16 protein-coding genes, 1 pseudogene and 1 riboswitch are annotated in these 15,207 nt (G+C 39.2%); of the genes and pseudogenes, 3 read left to right on the top strand and 14 right to left on the bottom strand.

The features are described 5' to 3' along the window. Positions 1 to 42: 42 nt before the first annotated feature. The 6 genes from NSQ77_RS13325 to NSQ77_RS13300 all read right to left on the bottom strand — a co-directional run bounded on the left by NSQ77_RS13325 (position 43) and on the right by NSQ77_RS13300 (position 5,396). Positions 43 to 585, bottom strand: coding sequence for a F0F1 ATP synthase subunit delta (locus NSQ77_RS13325; RefSeq protein WP_339226524.1), 543 nt, complete (start codon positions 583 to 585; stop codon positions 43 to 45). After that, a complete protein-coding gene (atpF, locus tag NSQ77_RS13320) occupies positions 582 to 1,109 on the bottom strand; it encodes a F0F1 ATP synthase subunit B (protein WP_339226523.1) in 528 nt (175 codons plus the stop codon). Before atpF ends, NSQ77_RS13325 begins: the two co-directional genes overlap by 4 nt. A gap of 146 nt (positions 1,110 to 1,255) precedes the next feature. Next, positions 1,256 to 1,468, bottom strand: coding sequence for a F0F1 ATP synthase subunit C (atpE, locus tag NSQ77_RS13315; protein ID WP_339226522.1), 213 nt, complete (start codon positions 1,466 to 1,468; stop codon positions 1,256 to 1,258). Between the two features lie 48 nt (positions 1,469 to 1,516). Next, a complete protein-coding gene (gene atpB, locus NSQ77_RS13310) occupies positions 1,517 to 2,239 on the bottom strand; it encodes a F0F1 ATP synthase subunit A (RefSeq protein WP_339226521.1) in 723 nt (240 codons plus the stop codon). 62 nt (positions 2,240 to 2,301) lie between these two features. Beyond that, positions 2,302 to 2,694: an ATP synthase subunit I gene (locus NSQ77_RS13305; protein ID WP_339226520.1), complete on the bottom strand. Its 393-nt coding sequence runs from the start codon at positions 2,692 to 2,694 to the stop codon at positions 2,302 to 2,304. Positions 2,695 to 3,236: 542 nt separating this feature from the next. Continuing rightward, the gene (locus NSQ77_RS13300) at positions 3,237 to 5,396 is read right to left on the bottom strand and encodes a S8 family serine peptidase (RefSeq protein ID WP_339226519.1); all 2,160 of its coding nucleotides are present in this window, start codon (positions 5,394 to 5,396) and stop codon (positions 3,237 to 3,239) included. A 143-nt stretch (positions 5,397 to 5,539) separates the two neighbouring features. Beyond that, a riboswitch (FMN riboswitch) is annotated at positions 5,540 to 5,702 on the top strand. Between the two features lie 270 nt (positions 5,703 to 5,972). On the opposite strand from NSQ77_RS13300, the gene ribE (NSQ77_RS13295) reads away from it, so the two are divergent. From ribE (NSQ77_RS13295) to ribE (NSQ77_RS13285), 3 genes and pseudogenes are all read left to right on the top strand, one after another. Continuing rightward, positions 5,973 to 6,623, top strand: coding sequence for a riboflavin synthase (gene ribE / locus NSQ77_RS13295; RefSeq protein WP_339226518.1), 651 nt, complete (start codon positions 5,973 to 5,975; stop codon positions 6,621 to 6,623). Positions 6,624 to 6,634: 11 nt separating this feature from the next. Beyond that, positions 6,635 to 7,246, top strand: a pseudogene (ribB, locus tag NSQ77_RS13290) (3,4-dihydroxy-2-butanone-4-phosphate synthase); the annotation flags it as partial. A 27-nt stretch (positions 7,247 to 7,273) separates the two neighbouring features. Continuing rightward, positions 7,274 to 7,744 (top strand): 6,7-dimethyl-8-ribityllumazine synthase, encoded by a 471-nt coding sequence (ribE, locus tag NSQ77_RS13285; RefSeq protein ID WP_339226517.1) that lies wholly within the window; start codon positions 7,274 to 7,276, stop codon positions 7,742 to 7,744. Between the two features lie 168 nt (positions 7,745 to 7,912). On the opposite strand, the gene upp is transcribed toward ribE (NSQ77_RS13285), so the two are convergent. The 8 genes from upp to NSQ77_RS13245 all read right to left on the bottom strand — a co-directional run bounded on the left by upp (position 7,913) and on the right by NSQ77_RS13245 (position 15,146). After that, complete coding sequence (upp, locus tag NSQ77_RS13280) at positions 7,913 to 8,542, bottom strand: uracil phosphoribosyltransferase (protein ID WP_339226516.1); 630 nt, start codon at positions 8,540 to 8,542, stop codon at positions 7,913 to 7,915. A gap of 133 nt (positions 8,543 to 8,675) precedes the next feature. Further along, positions 8,676 to 9,920 (bottom strand): serine hydroxymethyltransferase, encoded by a 1,245-nt coding sequence (gene glyA, locus NSQ77_RS13275; RefSeq protein ID WP_339226515.1) that lies wholly within the window; start codon positions 9,918 to 9,920, stop codon positions 8,676 to 8,678. 71 nt (positions 9,921 to 9,991) lie between these two features. Beyond that, positions 9,992 to 10,561, bottom strand: coding sequence for a TIGR01440 family protein (locus NSQ77_RS13270; RefSeq protein WP_339226514.1), 570 nt, complete (start codon positions 10,559 to 10,561; stop codon positions 9,992 to 9,994). Between the two features lie 122 nt (positions 10,562 to 10,683). Beyond that, positions 10,684 to 11,976 carry a HAMP domain-containing methyl-accepting chemotaxis protein gene (locus NSQ77_RS13265; RefSeq protein WP_339226513.1) on the bottom strand — a complete coding sequence of 431 codons (1,293 nt, stop codon included), beginning with the start codon at positions 11,974 to 11,976 and terminating at the stop codon, positions 10,684 to 10,686. A gap of 14 nt (positions 11,977 to 11,990) precedes the next feature. After that, on the bottom strand, positions 11,991 to 12,596 hold the full coding sequence (locus NSQ77_RS13260; RefSeq protein WP_339226512.1) for a low molecular weight protein arginine phosphatase: 606 nt from the start codon (positions 12,594 to 12,596) through the stop codon (positions 11,991 to 11,993). Positions 12,597 to 12,850: 254 nt separating this feature from the next. Beyond that, positions 12,851 to 13,402 (bottom strand): manganese efflux pump, encoded by a 552-nt coding sequence (locus NSQ77_RS13255; protein ID WP_339226511.1) that lies wholly within the window; start codon positions 13,400 to 13,402, stop codon positions 12,851 to 12,853. Positions 13,403 to 13,526: 124 nt separating this feature from the next. Further along, a complete protein-coding gene (locus NSQ77_RS13250; protein WP_339226510.1) occupies positions 13,527 to 14,552 on the bottom strand; it encodes an L-threonylcarbamoyladenylate synthase in 1,026 nt (341 codons plus the stop codon). Between the two features lie 183 nt (positions 14,553 to 14,735). Next, the gene (locus tag NSQ77_RS13245) at positions 14,736 to 15,146 is read right to left on the bottom strand and encodes a hypothetical protein (protein ID WP_339226509.1); all 411 of its coding nucleotides are present in this window, start codon (positions 15,144 to 15,146) and stop codon (positions 14,736 to 14,738) included. Positions 15,147 to 15,207 lie beyond the last annotated feature (61 nt).

The following is a 15,207-nucleotide window of genomic DNA, read 5'->3' as shown; positions in this document are numbered from 1 at the left end:
CCGCATTTAGCTATGTAAGCTTAAGTAAGGTCTGTACGCTGCTTAATTAGCAGAAACAATGCTTCTAGAGATACGATCCAGCTTTCTGCTGATTGTCCCATCATAGATCGTATTCCCAATACGAATTTTAATGCCGCCAAGAATGGACGGATCTACAATATTTTTAAAATGGATTGCAGTTTTGCCGATTCGTTTTGCGAATGTTTGCTGCAGCTCTTGCTTTTCATTATCTGTTAATTCACGCACAGAATAGACCGTTGCATCTGCAATTCCCTTTGCATCGTTCACTAATTGAATAAAGTTTTCAATAATGGAGGAAACAGCTGCGATGCGGCGACGTTCAACAAGCAATTTGATTGTATTGACAACATCTGCTTGCATGCCCTGAAATACATCTGTAACCAGTTGTTTCTTTTTCTCATTATTGACTTTAGGATGCATTAAGAATGTATTAATTTGCTTGTTTTGATTAAATACTTCTTGGATAACGGAAAATTCTTTTTCAAGCTGATCCAATGTGTTTTTTTCTAGTCCAAGTTGGAAAAGAGCATCTGCATAACGTTTAGCTACAACAACTTCACTCATCGCTCTTCTCCTACCTCTTTAATGTAATCATTGATCAATTTCTCTTGATCTTGTGCACTAATTTCCTTTTCGATTACTTTACTTGCAATAAGCACGGATAAGGATGCAACTTTATCTTGAAGTGCTTGTAATGCTCTTTCCTTCTCATTTTGAATGTCAGCTTGAGCTGCCTGAATAAGACGGTCTGCTTCTTTACGCGCAGCTTCCACGATATCCTGCTCCTGTCTTACTCCTGCCGCCTTTGCGTCCTCGATCATTTTTTGAGCTTCTTCTCGAACTTGGTTAAGCTGTGCTGCTGCCTCCTTTGAAGCTTTTTCAGCTTCTAAGCGGCTTTTTTCAGCTGCTTCAATTTCTCCAGCTACATACTCCTCCCGCTTTTCCATCATGTTCATGAGAGGACCCCAAGCGAATTTCTTTAATAATGCCAGTAACACGATGAAGAAGAATAATTGTACGAGCATGTCTCCTACTCTTAGTCCCCCAACACCAGCTCCGATTGTCATAAGGTCAATGTATGAATGCACTGATTTCACTCCTTTCAACGTGACATCTTATCTTTATATTGCGGTTATTCATTTTATTTTCAAATCACTCGAAAGTTACATAAAGGAATGGCGAAGATTCTATAGTAACGAACTTCGCCATTATGTTTTTTTAATAAAAAATACAATTACATGAAGATAGCCATAAATGCGATAACTGCTGCGATGATTGGAACAGCCTCTACTAGAGCTACCCCGATAAACATTGTACCTTGAAGTTGTCCTCTTAATTCTGGTTGACGTGCGATTCCCTCTACTGTTTTACTAACGATTAAACCGTTACCAACACCTGCACCAAGTGCTGCAAGGCCGATTGCGATTGCTGCTGCTAAAAGTCCCATTTTATAACTTCCTCCTTTTTATAGTAAACCTAATATTTAATAATTTATTTAATGGTCACTGCTCACTTTATGAGACATGTATACCATTGTCAACATAACAAATACATAAACTTGAATTGTACCAATGAAGAGTTTGAAGCCCATCCAAGCAAGTGTTGGCAATGCTGCTCCTAAAAATCCAAATACAGATGATGCTGCTAGCCCAATCAATAGACTTAACAAGATTTCCCCTGCATAAATGTTACCAAATAGACGAAGACCCAACGTTAATGTGTTGGTAAACTCCTCGATAATTTTAAATGGCAGCATGAAAGGTACTGGGCTGACATACCCTTTGAAATATTCTTTGGTTCCTCGTACTTTAATTCCATAGTAATGGGTTAATACGATAACTATACCTGATAGTGTTAATGTTAATGTTGCATCTGCGGTTGGTGATTTCCACCATAAGTCATGACCGACTACTCCGACGGTTGCAACACCTGCTAGGTTACTGACAAGGATGTAAAAAATCAGCGTTAATCCTAACGGAAGAAACACCTTCCCTGTTTTCCAGTCCATTGTGTCGTTGATAATTCCTTTTACAAATTCAACTACCCATTCCATGAAGTTTTGCATCCCGGTTGGCCTCATCTGCAGTTTGCGGCTTGCCCACACACAGAAAACAAAGACAATTAGCGACACAACTGCAATCATGAGGACATTAGATAAGTTAAAGTCAAGCCAGGAAATCCCCAAGACGTCTTCGACTATTGGAGCTGTATGATCCAAGATTATCCCCCCTTTACACTACTTAATTAAAAATCCATTCATACTACCCCTGTGCTGCTGGTTTATTTGACATTATTTTTTCGTTGGGAAATGATTCGAAAAGCAACATCAATTCCTAATATGATGTATGAAGATACGAGACCAAAAACTAGGGCAATAATATGAAAGGTTTCATTAAATCGAAGTGCGATCAAAACGGAAAGTACTGTTGCGGCAAGTCTTGAGATTGTTCCCAATCCCCCGCGTACCTTTCCTTTTTCAATAACCGCTTTTCCCAGCGCTTTTGTTTTATGCTGCAATAACCATAAATTGTAAAAACTTACGGCACTTCCTAACAATAACCCATTAAAAATCTGAGGATACGACGAGAATCCCGCACCAATTACGAAAATTGCAAGAAGAAAGAGCATCCATTTAAGCTGCCTTGTTACCATTAAATCATATTCAGACGTCATTTACTCTACTCTCCTAAACACTCAAACGATATGGTGGATGTCCTCTTTACAAAATAAAGGCTGAAAACACAGGTGCATCCGCTTCCAAACGAATTTGTTCATCATTCGCTGGTTTTGCTATTTTCAGTCATTATTTCTAATATGGGTCTTGTTTACAGCCAAATCCACTGGCACTGTAATACTTATGTAACAGAAGTTGCTGATGGGAAGTTTTCTCTGCTATTTTTTATGTCAACGATGCAAAAAGATGATGCATCAGTCTACAAAATACTTGCAGATTAGATAAAAATACACCTTCCCCCACAATTAGCAAGTTTACAACAGCTTGACTATTATTGTCAATTGGGACACTGAGAAAAATTGCAATTTTTAAAGAGTTTATAAAATTGCCTTCGTCAAAGGAATATGTGGCAGTTTTATGTCTTTAAATTACAATTAAGCGACCTGACTTTCATTATAAATGAAAGTCAGGTCGTTTAATGTGACATTTTTGTGAATTCCCTTGATTTTTTTCTGTTTTTTTGTCTCCTATGAACAATGGATTATTCTATATATACAATAGTTGGACTGCTTTCATACGTGCCCTCCTCCAAAAATACCGTTATTACAGCTAAATAATAACCTGTATCACCAGCGTCTTTTTTACTTATTTCACCCTCATGTTCTCCTTCTATTACATTTTCCATTTTTATTAGCTTTCTTCTGAAAACAAGGCTCTCAGGATCATATAGATCAACTTCAACCCGCCTTGCAGCCTCTGTGAGGTATATTCGGTATTCATATGCTTCTTCAGAGAGAGTCTTCACCGCAAACTCAAACCCTGCCGTTTTTGGCTGATTAGCAGTTTGATTCACAAAAATATATGGTAGGTTGTATTGTTCATCTTGAGACGTTAATTTTATCCATCCTTGGTGTACACCTTCCTCCATTCGTGCTGTTGTTATACTAAGTTCAATTGGAATTGTCTTTTTTTGATTCGCTCCGATTGTAAAGGACATTGGAAGCTTCCAGTAAACACCGTTCTCTTGCTTTGGATAATCAAAAGTAAATGTCTGTGCATCCTCTGACATATTTTCAATCGTTAATGCAAATTTACTTGTTTCTCTATAACCGTTTATTCTCCCAAAGTTGAGTTGTGGATTGTGAATAATTGTTTTTGATTCAATCGCTTTTTCCGGCTGAACTATCCCCATTCCTTGAATGGTAGGTGAGAGAATTTTTTCTTTTCCAATTACATGTGCAGTTGTTTTTAAAGCACCAAAGATTTGCTCTGTCGTCCAACCTGGATGTGCTTCTTTTATTAATGCAATTGCACCTGTGACATGTGGTGCAGCCATGCTCGTTCCATCAAGTTGCTGATAACCTCCTGGAACGGTACTCAAAATATTTGTTCCAGGTGCTACAATGTCTGGCTTAATATTCCAATTTATTGTAACAGGTCCTCTGGAGCTGAATGAGGCTATTGTACGTTCATCATTGCGATACGCTGTTTCCAAATAAATACGTTTTTGAGCAAGCTGCTCCTTCAGCCATAAACCATCTTCCATAGCAATAGATACAACAGGTATATTTATCGGATTTTCTTCATTTTGCACAGATCCTTGAAAGTTTCCTTTTTCTTTATTATAAATTACAACGGCAACCGCTCCTTTTTCTTCAGCACGTTTTGCCATTTCATAGAAAGGTATTTCCCCACGTTTCATAACTGCGATATGACCATTCATTGATGCACTTTCTGCTGTCCCATCTGCAATTGGATAGTCCTTTGTCAAATTCCAGGGTGCTGAGCCGGCCATTTCCGTAATCTGGAATGTTCGGCCTGCCATTGGTTCATAAAGTGAAGGCGTTTTTTTCGAAGGGGTTGACGCACCAATAGACAATGCTTTGTCAGCAGTTGCTGGCGCGCCAACCGTCCAGTCTTCAGGACCACTATTACCATTCGCGATAACCACTGGCACACCTAGCTCTGCAGCACGATTAACCGCTACACTTGTTGGGAAATCCGGGACATTCACATCGTTTCCCAGGGATAAATTGATAACATCTACTCCATCTTCAATCGCCTTCTCCATTGCAGCGATAACTTGTATAGATGTTCCTGCACCGCCAGGGCCAAGTGCCCGATATGCGTAAATCTCTGCATCTGGTGCGACTCCCTCCAGTTCTCCGTCAGCTGCAATAATTCCCGCCACATGTGTACCGTGCGATGTCGGTACGCCCTGCTCTGGTATTGTCTCCATTGGGTCTTCATCAAGATCAACGAGGTCATATCCGCCCCTGTAATTTTTCTGCAGATCCGGATGATTATGGTCAATTCCAGTATCGATAACCCCAACCTTTATCCCTTTTCCAGTGAATGAAGTCGTATTTAAATCAGAGGGAATTACCTGACCTTCTGTTTCAGCCTGTTTATTTGGAAGCGCCTTATATTGCTGTACCGAATGTATGCTTTGAACAAAAGGAAGTGCTTCTATTTTTTGCAAGTTTGAAGGCACTCCCTGCAATGCAATTCCATTGAACAATCGGCTATAAACTGCAATAACCTCGATAAATGGATGATATGTTTCCAAATACTCTTTATGTACCTCTGGATCCCCTTCTACTTCGATGATGATAGATTCCATTTCTTCTTTCGCCTGAAGTTCTTGTGGGTATGGAATAAATAGAAGTAAAAGCAATAAAAAGGTGCCAAAAATCCGCATAGGTGCCCGCTCCCTTTTTTAGCAATAGCATTTGAAATAAATTACGTTCTTATACATTTGCTTTGATTACGTCAGACTTATTAATTTTTTGCCTTGCTTTTATAATTGAACTAATGGTATACTGTTTTCAAAATTCAATACGCATATTCCTTCGGGGTCGGGTGAAATTCCCAACCGACGGTGATGAAGCATAGCTTCTAAGTCCGTGACCCGTGCGGTTTTTATAGGGCATAACCTATAAACCAAGCGGTGGATCTGGTGCAAAACCAGAACCGACAGTTAAAGTCTGGATGGGAGAAGGAATTTTAGGTAGGCACGCTAATTGTAATGCTTTTGGCGAGTGCTGTTATTTGTATACTTTTCATATAAATGACCAGGTGCTCTTTTGATGTATTACATAATCTTTTCCATTGCTTACTATTAAAATTCTAATCACAAGCCTCTGAGGAAACTCAGGGGCTTTTTCATTTCCTCCAGCTCGAGCGTCAATCAACTTGCAAGACTTCTTTGCTTCCATACGTTGCTGACCGAGTGCTTCCAAAGGATGCGATTTCTATATGAAAGGAAGTGAGTTACGTGTTTACAGGATTAATTGAGGAAAAAGGTGTCGTAAAGAAAATGCTGAAGGTTTCCGATCAGGCTGTCCAAATGACTATTGGCTCCAGCAAGGTAATTGATGATGTTGCGATTGGTGACAGTATTGCTGTTAATGGCATTTGCCTAACAGTAACTAGTTATACCTCCAATAGCTTCCAGGTGGATGCTATGCCAGAAACAATAAAATCTACTTCTTTGCAAGCTTTAAAACCTGGTTCTGAAGTAAATCTGGAACGGGCGATGGCAGCAAATGGAAGATTTGGCGGGCACTTTGTATCTGGTCATGTTGATGGAACAGGTCAAATTGTCCATGTGTACCAGAAAGAAAATGCTATTTATTACGATATCGAAATATCTGAATCTCTTATTCCATTTTTAATGCATAAAGGTTCCATAACAGTTGATGGAATTAGTTTGACACTTTTCGAAGTAAAACAAAATCAATTCACCATCTCCCTTATTCCCCACACTGCAGCAGAAACCATTCTTGGTGAAAAAGGTAAAGGGGATATCGTGAATATCGAATGCGACATGCTTGCAAAATATGTTCGAAATATGCTCAATAGTCAAAGCATGAAGCAGGAGTCAGGAATCAGTCCAGATTTTCTAGAAAAAAATGGATTCATATAGGAGGTAAAATAATCATGCATACCATTGAAGAAGCAATTACTGATTTAAAGCTTGGAAAACCAATTATTGTTGTCGATGACGAAAATCGAGAAAATGAAGGTGACTTTGTTGCTTTATCTGAAAAAGTGACACCTGAATTGATTAATTTCCTGATTACACATGGAAAAGGTCTCGTATGTGTTTCTCTGCCACCAGAACACGTGAAAAATATCGGGCTGTTACCAATGGTCGATCAGAACACGGATCCATATGGCACTGCTTTTACAGTATCTGTTGACCACAAAAATACTACTACTGGGATTAGTGCAGCAGAAAGAGCAAACACTATTCTGGCTTTAACCGATCCTCACGCACATATTAGTGATTTCAAACAACCAGGTCATATGTTTCCGCTTATCGCAAAGGATGGTGGCGTGTTAACTCGCCCCGGACATACAGAAGCAGCTGTTGATTTAGCACTTCTGAGTGGAGCATTTCCATCAGGTGTTATCTGTGAAATCATTAAGGACGACGGTACAATGGCACGACAACCTGACCTTGAGATCATGGCTGAAAAATTTGATCTAAAGATCATCTCAATAGCAGATTTAATTGTCTATCGCAATACAAATAAAAAAATGATTATTCATTCGTAAAGGAGAAAGAAGAATATGGGAAAAGTATATGAAGGAAACGTAGTTGGTACAGATTTAAAAATCGGAATTGTGGTTGCCCGCTTTAATGAATTTATAACATCAAAACTATTGGATGGTGCACACGATGCTCTGAAAAGACATGGTGTTGCCGAGGATAATATTGATATTGCATGGGTTCCAGGCGCATTTGAAATTCCATTAATTACACAGAAGATGGCAGCACTTAATAAATATGACGCTATTATCACATTGGGAACGGTGATTCGCGGATCTACTCCACATTTTGATTATGTTTGTAATGAAGTCGCTAAAGGTGTTGCAAATGTTTCGTTTCAAACAAGCAAGCCAATCATCTTCGGTGTCTTGACAACAGAATCGATTGAACAAGCAATTGAACGTGCTGGGACAAAAGCAGGAAATAAAGGCGCTGAATCAGCTATTTCTGCTATTGAAATGGCAAATATGGTGAAGCTGCTGGAGGACTAACCTGGAAATAACTCAGAGCAGCAAATTCATAGAGTTGTTTATTGTAAACTGTTTATTTAAGCTGAATCGCTTTTAGCTGAGAAATTTATTTTTAGCATTATACAAATTTGAAAGCTTCTATCTCTATTTTAGGGATAGAAGCTTCATTTTGTTATTTATCAAGGATACTTATTTTGTACCGAATAAACGGTCGCCTGCATCTCCAAGTCCTGGGACGATGTAGCCATGATTATCTAACTTTTCATCCATAGCTGCTAAATAAATATCAACGTCTGGATGTTCTTTCTTAATAACTTCAACGCCTTCTGGTGCCGCGATTATACACATGAGACGAATATTTTTTGCGCCACGCTTCTTCAATGAATGAATTGCATCATTTGCTGAACCACCTGTTGCAAGCATTGGATCAATTACAATCAGCTCACGCTCATTAATATCCGAAGGTAATTTAATATAGTATTCCACAGGCTTTAATGTTTCTGGATCACGGTATAGGCCAACATGTCCAACTTTTGCTGCAGGAATAAGCTTGCGCACCCCATCAACCATTCCTATGCCAGCACGTAAAATTGGAACAAGTCCAATTTTCTTCCCAGCTAATGTTTTCGATTTTGCAGTAGTTACTGGTGTCTCCACTTCTACTTCTTGCAATGGTAAATCCCTTGTAATTTCAAAAGCCATTAGCATCGCAACTTCATCAACAAGTTCGCGGAATTCTTTTGTTCCTGTGTTCTTATCTCTTATGTACGTTAATTTATGTTGAATTAACGGATGATCAAATACAAAAACATTTCCCAATTGTAGATCACTCCTTCAGATTAGTTATATCTTTAAAATTGTACTGAAAAATAACCGAGCTTTCAAGTTTAGTTTTATTCTTGTTATAAAATCGTAAAAAGGATACCCCTAAATCGGAGTACCCTTTTCTATTTTAGGCATATTGTGTATATAATGGGAACTTTTCTGTTAAGTCAATCACTCGTTTTGCAGCTTCTTCTAATACTGCTTCATCTTCATAATTTTTTAACGTTAACGAAATAATGGCAGCAATTTCTTTCATTTCTTCTTCACCAAAACCTCTAGATGTTACAGCTGCAGTACCAATACGTACCCCACTTGTTACAAATGGACTTTCCGTATCAAATGGAATTGTATTTTTATTTGTTGTAATTCCAATATCGTCAAGAGCCTTTTCAGCAACTTTTCCAGTTAGGTTAAGTGGTGTTACATCCAACAATAGTAAATGATTATCTGTTCCGCCTGAGACAATGCGAATTCCTTCTTCAGTCAGTGCTTCACCAAGAATCTTTGCATTTCTCGTAATGTTAGCAGCATACTCTTTGAATTCATCCGATAAGGCTTCTTTAAAGGACACTGCTTTTGCAGCTATAATGTGCATTAACGGACCGCCTTGGATACCCGGGAAGATCGATTTATCAATTTGCTTCGCATATTCTTCTTTACATAAGATCATTCCACCACGAGGGCCACGTAATGTTTTATGTGTTGTTGTCGTAACAAAGTCAGCATATGGAACAGGATTTTGGTGGAGTCCAGCAGCAACCAGACCTGCAATATGAGCCATATCCACCATTAAGTAAGCACCTACAGCATCTGCAATCTCACGGAATTTCGCAAAATTAATATGACGTGAATAAGCACTCGCACCAGCAACAATTAATTTTGGCTTTACTTCTTGTGCTTTTGCTAAAACAGCCTCATAATCTATTTTTTCCGTTTCTTTATCGACACCGTAGTCAACAAAATTATAAAGCTTTCCACTGAAGTTAACAGGACTTCCATGTGTTAAATGGCCACCATGGTTCAGATTCATTCCAAGTACTGTATCACCCGGCTCTAGAATGGAGAAGTACACACCCATATTCGCCTGTGCTCCAGAGTGCGGCTGAACATTAACATGTTCTGCGCCAAAAAGCTGTTTTGCACGATCGCGAGCTAAATCCTCTGCAACGTCAACATGCTCACAACCGCCGTAATAGCGTTTATGCGGATAACCTTCCGCATATTTATTCGTTAATACAGAGCCCATTGCTTCCATTACAGCTTCAGAAACGAAGTTTTCAGATGCGATCAGTTCGATCTTGTCCTGCTGGCGCTTTTTCTCCGCTTGAATTGCTTCATATATTTCCAAATCCGCTTGTTTAACATGTTCCATAATTATAGCCTCCTATGTATAAGAATATTTTTAAAATTTATTATAGGGAAGTGGATTCTCCCATTAATAACTTATTTGCAACTCTCATTTAATCTGGTATTCTCATAATTTGCTCGGTGACCACCGATTAGTTTTGGACGGGTTCGTGCTGCAGTAATTCGTGCGTCTCCAATAAATTTTTCTCTAAACCGAAGTGGAACAGCTACATGCTTTAAATGCATTCCAATCATCGTTTCTCCAATATCTAACCCTGCATGTGCACGAACTGCTTCCACAACAACAGGATCCTTCATGTGTTTATATGCATAAGAAGCCATCGATCCTCCTGCTGCGGGAATGGGAATAACGGCGACCTCTTCCAGCTGGTAGGCTTTAGCAGCTTCTTTTTCAACGACAAGGGCCCGGTTCAGATGTTCACAGCATTGAAATACAAGATGAATACCAGTCTGTTGCTGTAATGCTTGCAGTTGTTTAAAAATAACCGCCGCGATTTGTTCGCTGCCAGATGTTCCAATATGTTTTCCGGCAACTTCACTTGTCGAACAGCCAACTACAAATAATTCTTCTCTTCGCAAATAATCTGTTTCCAACCACTGCGTTACAATGGATGTCATATCTTGCTGTATACTTTCATATGCCATTTATTCTTCACCTTCCATCGGTTTATGTCAAGCATCAAAGGACCCATATTAACAGCCCAAAAATGAAGTTCACCCAATTCTAATTGTACAAAGAATATTACCGTATGACCACCAAAAAGTGATTAAAAAACCTGGAACTGATTAATTTGTTTGTTTAAACGTTGCGCCTGCTCTTCCATCTTTTGGGCTAACTGGTCTACTTGTTCCATTGTTGATACTTGTTCTTGAATCGCTGCATTTACTTCTTCTGTTCCTGCTGATGTTTCCTCAGCAATTGCAGCAACTTCCTGTGACTGTCTTACCGTATCTTGAATCGATTCCAATTGCTTATCGACAAGACTTGTAATCATATCGATTTCCGATGCCACATCAGTCACCGAACCTGACATCTGCTCAATTATTCTGTTTGTGCCCGCTCCATTTTCCGCTTCTTTTTTTGCATAAATAACGTTATCGTTTATTTTCCCAACCACAAGGTTAACATCTTCTTGAATTGCTTCTATTAAACTGGAAATACGATGAACTGCTTGAGCACTTTGATCAGCTAGCTTGCGGATTTCCTCTGCAACAACAGCAAATCCTCTTCCATGCTCGCCGGCACGTGCTGCTTCAATCGATGCATTTAATGCCAATAGATTCGTTTGTTCTGCGATTTCCCCTACCATCGTTATAATTGATTCAACTTGTATCGCATTTTGCTTTAGATGATCAACGTCTTTTAATGAAAGCTCTTGATCATCTGCTAATTTTTGAATACCTTTTACAAGCTGGTTCACAACAATTTTACTTTCGTTTAAAGTTTCCAGCATTTCACTGGATTTCACTTTTGATTGCTCTGCTTTTTCTTGCACCTTTTTAGCTAACTCCGTAGCAACCTCTACAGCCTCTGCCGTATTCTGGATTGCTTCTGAGGAATTCTCCGCACCTCTAGAAATTTCATAGATCGAAGTGCCTATAGCAGCGGAATGCTGTGCCGCCGAATGAGAGGCTTCTTTCATCTGTAAAACCGTCACATTCGTACTTTCAAAATGCTTATCAATGTTATGTACCATTTCGTTCAGATTGTTCAGCATTGTATCCACCGCAATGGAAAGATCGCGTATTTCGTCATTTGACTTAGGAATATGTACTTCTTGATTTAAATTTCCTTTCGCGGCTTCTGATGCGACCTTTTCTAAACTTTCCATTGGCTTTGTAATTACCCGTGCTGCAGAAAATGCCAGGATACCAGACCATATAACACCAAGCAGCAAAATGATAATCGTATACCATTCGATTGAGATAGACCAATAAGCTTGTACAAAATCATATAATACATAAATGAATAGCGCACTGAATGTATAAGTTATAATGGCCAAAATGGTCGTAAAGATTACGAGTTTTAAACGTAAACTAAACTTATAGCTTTTCTCCATACCGTCTCCTCCGACTACTTCTTTATTTTTTTAATAAGCAGGTCGATATGTTTTTCCAGCTCGTCCAACGTCTCCCGATAGATGCCTAAGCTACCTCCAAACGGATCAGAGATATCATAATTAATTAAGTTGGCTTCTAGCCCTCGAATCCTCGCCAATTCATGACTTAGATACTTCTTCAACTGCTGTTCAAACTCTGACTTGTTCATGTTCTTCTCATTTTTCTGGATAAACAGGGCGCGTTTTTCTTCTAAATCCGCATATGCTTTTTGTAATTCCTGCCATACTTGTTTATCGGCTTCTGACACGTATTCCTTTAGCGTATAAAAATTATTCTGATAATCCGGATAATCAATGATCAACGTTTGCTTGTGTCCGGTAGTCATCGTAAGTACAATATCCGCCCAAGCAAGTAATTCTTCAGTAACTGGTTGTGACCTGTGCTCGCACTGGATTCCGCGTTCCTGCAGAGACCGAATCGCAAATGCATTGGCATGAAGATTATCGCTTGCAAAAATTCCAGCAGATTGAGTGCTGGCTTCGGGCATTTTATCCTTTAACAAAGCTTCCGCCATTGGACTTCTGCACGTGTTGCCAGTACAGACAAATAATATATTCATAGCACGCCCTCCATCTAGTAACTCTACGACAAATATATCATATTTCCAATTAACTTGTTAGATTAAATATTTTATATTATCTTCTGATTTAAAGCTCACCATTACAAAATCTGGTATTTGTTAAAGAGAATCCAGGAAAGTGCTCTTTGGAGTATAAGCCCTTGAATTAATGCTTCGGTTGCACCTATGCAAAGTAAGAGGGTTTTATCTTTGCCCAACCCAAAAAAGAAGACACCAGCTTTCACTGAAATCTCCTATTGTGCAAATAGCATATATAATCCAAAACAACATAAGATGCTGCCACCGAGCAGTTCGCTGTATACACCAAGATAACCCTGTACTTTCCTGCCCACCAGCATGCCGAGACACGCTAGAAAAGCACTGCTGAACCCGAAAAGAATTAAGGCCAGGATCACCTTAACACCTGATATTCCAAGCCCTAATCCGACAGTAAAACTATCCAGGCTCACCGTTAATGCAATCAAAAGCAGGCTTAGTCCAACTGGCTGCATTCGCTTTTGTACCTCATGACTAAATGCCGAAAAAAACATTTGCGCTCCGATTACAAACAATAAAGCACCACTGGCTAACGTTGCCAAATTTCCAATTTGCAGTGAAATCGCTTTTCCAAGTATCATTCCGAAAAATGGCATAATGATATGGAAAATACCAATAGTCGCACCGATAAATGCGATTCGTTTTAAACGTAATTTTACTAGCCCTATTCCAAGGCTAATCGAAAATGCATCCATACCAAGCGCAATAGAAACAATGAGTAATGATATGATTTCACCAGAAAAAGACATTCACGGATCCCCCTTGGACATGCTTGTTAACTATATGCATGTCCAAGAGAAATTATGATGTCTCTTTCATTAAAAACGTGTTTGATTCGAGCTTGACACCGAACTCCGAGTAACCGTCTCATACCTAGCGAATAATTCTGCTAGCAGCTTTTTTTAAGCGGTTCATTACAGCTTGGCCAATTCCATCTTCTGAAAAAGCTTCGCAAATAATAACGTCGACATCTCTTTGTTTAAAGGCGCGCAAACCATCATACAGATTAGATGCAATCTCATGTAAATTTGCTCCTAAAGAGCGGACTTCCACGTGATGCAATTGCTTTGCTACTTGTTCACTTGCTAGTACACCTACCCGATTTCCCTTTATTTGCTGCTCATCAATGTTTGCTTGTATGCGTGCTGCCGTACCAGCTACAAGCATTAAAGGCACCTCTGGAGAATAGTGTCTATACTTCATCCCTGGTGATTTTGGTTTTTCTTTTTCATGTGCAAGACCTGGATCAATCATAACAGTTCCAACTACCGATTCGAGCTGCTGTTTTGTCACACCACCAGGTCGTAAAATAATAGGGATATCCTGTGTGCAATCAATTACAGTCGATTCTACACCCACTCCGGTTGGTCCACCATCTAAAAGTCCAGCAATTTTCCCGTGAAGATCCTCCCAGACATGTTCCGCATTTGTGGGACTTGGCCTGCCAGATACATTGGCACTTGGTGCTGCCACCGGCACATCAGCTAGTTGTAAGAGCTTGTGTGCTACTGGATGATCAGGGATACGAACCCCAATTGTGGATAACCCTGCCGTAACATTGGCTGCACATGCTCCGTTACTCTTAAGAACGAAAGTAAGTGGACCTGGAGTAAATACATTGATCAAATTTTCAACATAAGCAGGCAAGTTATCCACAAGTCGTCTTAATTGTTCCACAGTTGCGACATGTGCAATTAATGGGTTATCTTGCGGACGACCTTTTGCTTTGAAAATTTTTGCCACAGCTGCTTCATTTGTTGCATCAGCCCCCAACCCGTAAACCGTTTCTGTGGGGAAAGCGACCGTCTTTCCGCTTTTAAGCAGTCTAGCCGCTTCTTCAATTGCATGTTTGTTATAAACTTGGTCATTTCGTATATTCCAACGCTTCGTTTCTATCATCTTTGTACCTCATTTCTATCTTCTATTTTAGAGGATTGAGGCAAAATACGCAAAATGTGGATAACATTGACTTGGCAGCAGAAATTATACACAGCCAAACGAATGTTACCCACAAAGAGACATACTTATAAACAATTTTCCAACAATTTATACACATGTGGTTGTGGATAGTGTGTATAATCACTAAGAAACATTATATGCCCACCAGTTTCCACCTTTTACAGGATATTTATCTTTAAATAGGCTTTCTTTTTGTGGATGAAACTGCAATGCCTCTAGCAATATGTCTACTATAGGCTGATGGCTGTGAACATAAACACTCTTTGCATTCTGCTCCTTCGCAAGCACTAAGATAGCTTCTAATAAAAACGGGAGCTTCCCCGCTTCTGTTTGTGTAATATACAGCTGTTTCAGCCAATATATACCTTCTTCCACTTTGTCCAGAATAAAACAGCCTTCAATTGTATGATTCATTTCAACCACATAGCCTTTTTCAAATACAGTACCTTTATTTACACTTGGATTCTTGTTAAAAAATGCTTCCAGTTGTTCATAGGACATGTTTTTCGCAAGTATGAGTTTCAATAGTCTCACCTCTACAAATAAATTTTGATAGAATTATGATTTACCTTTTCTTCCATTCTATGCATTTACT

Source organism: Oceanobacillus sp. FSL K6-2867, from assembly GCF_037963145.1.
Lineage (GTDB): Bacteria > Bacillota > Bacilli > Bacillales > Amphibacillaceae > Oceanobacillus.
This window is presented reverse-complemented; position numbering and strand designations above follow the sequence as displayed.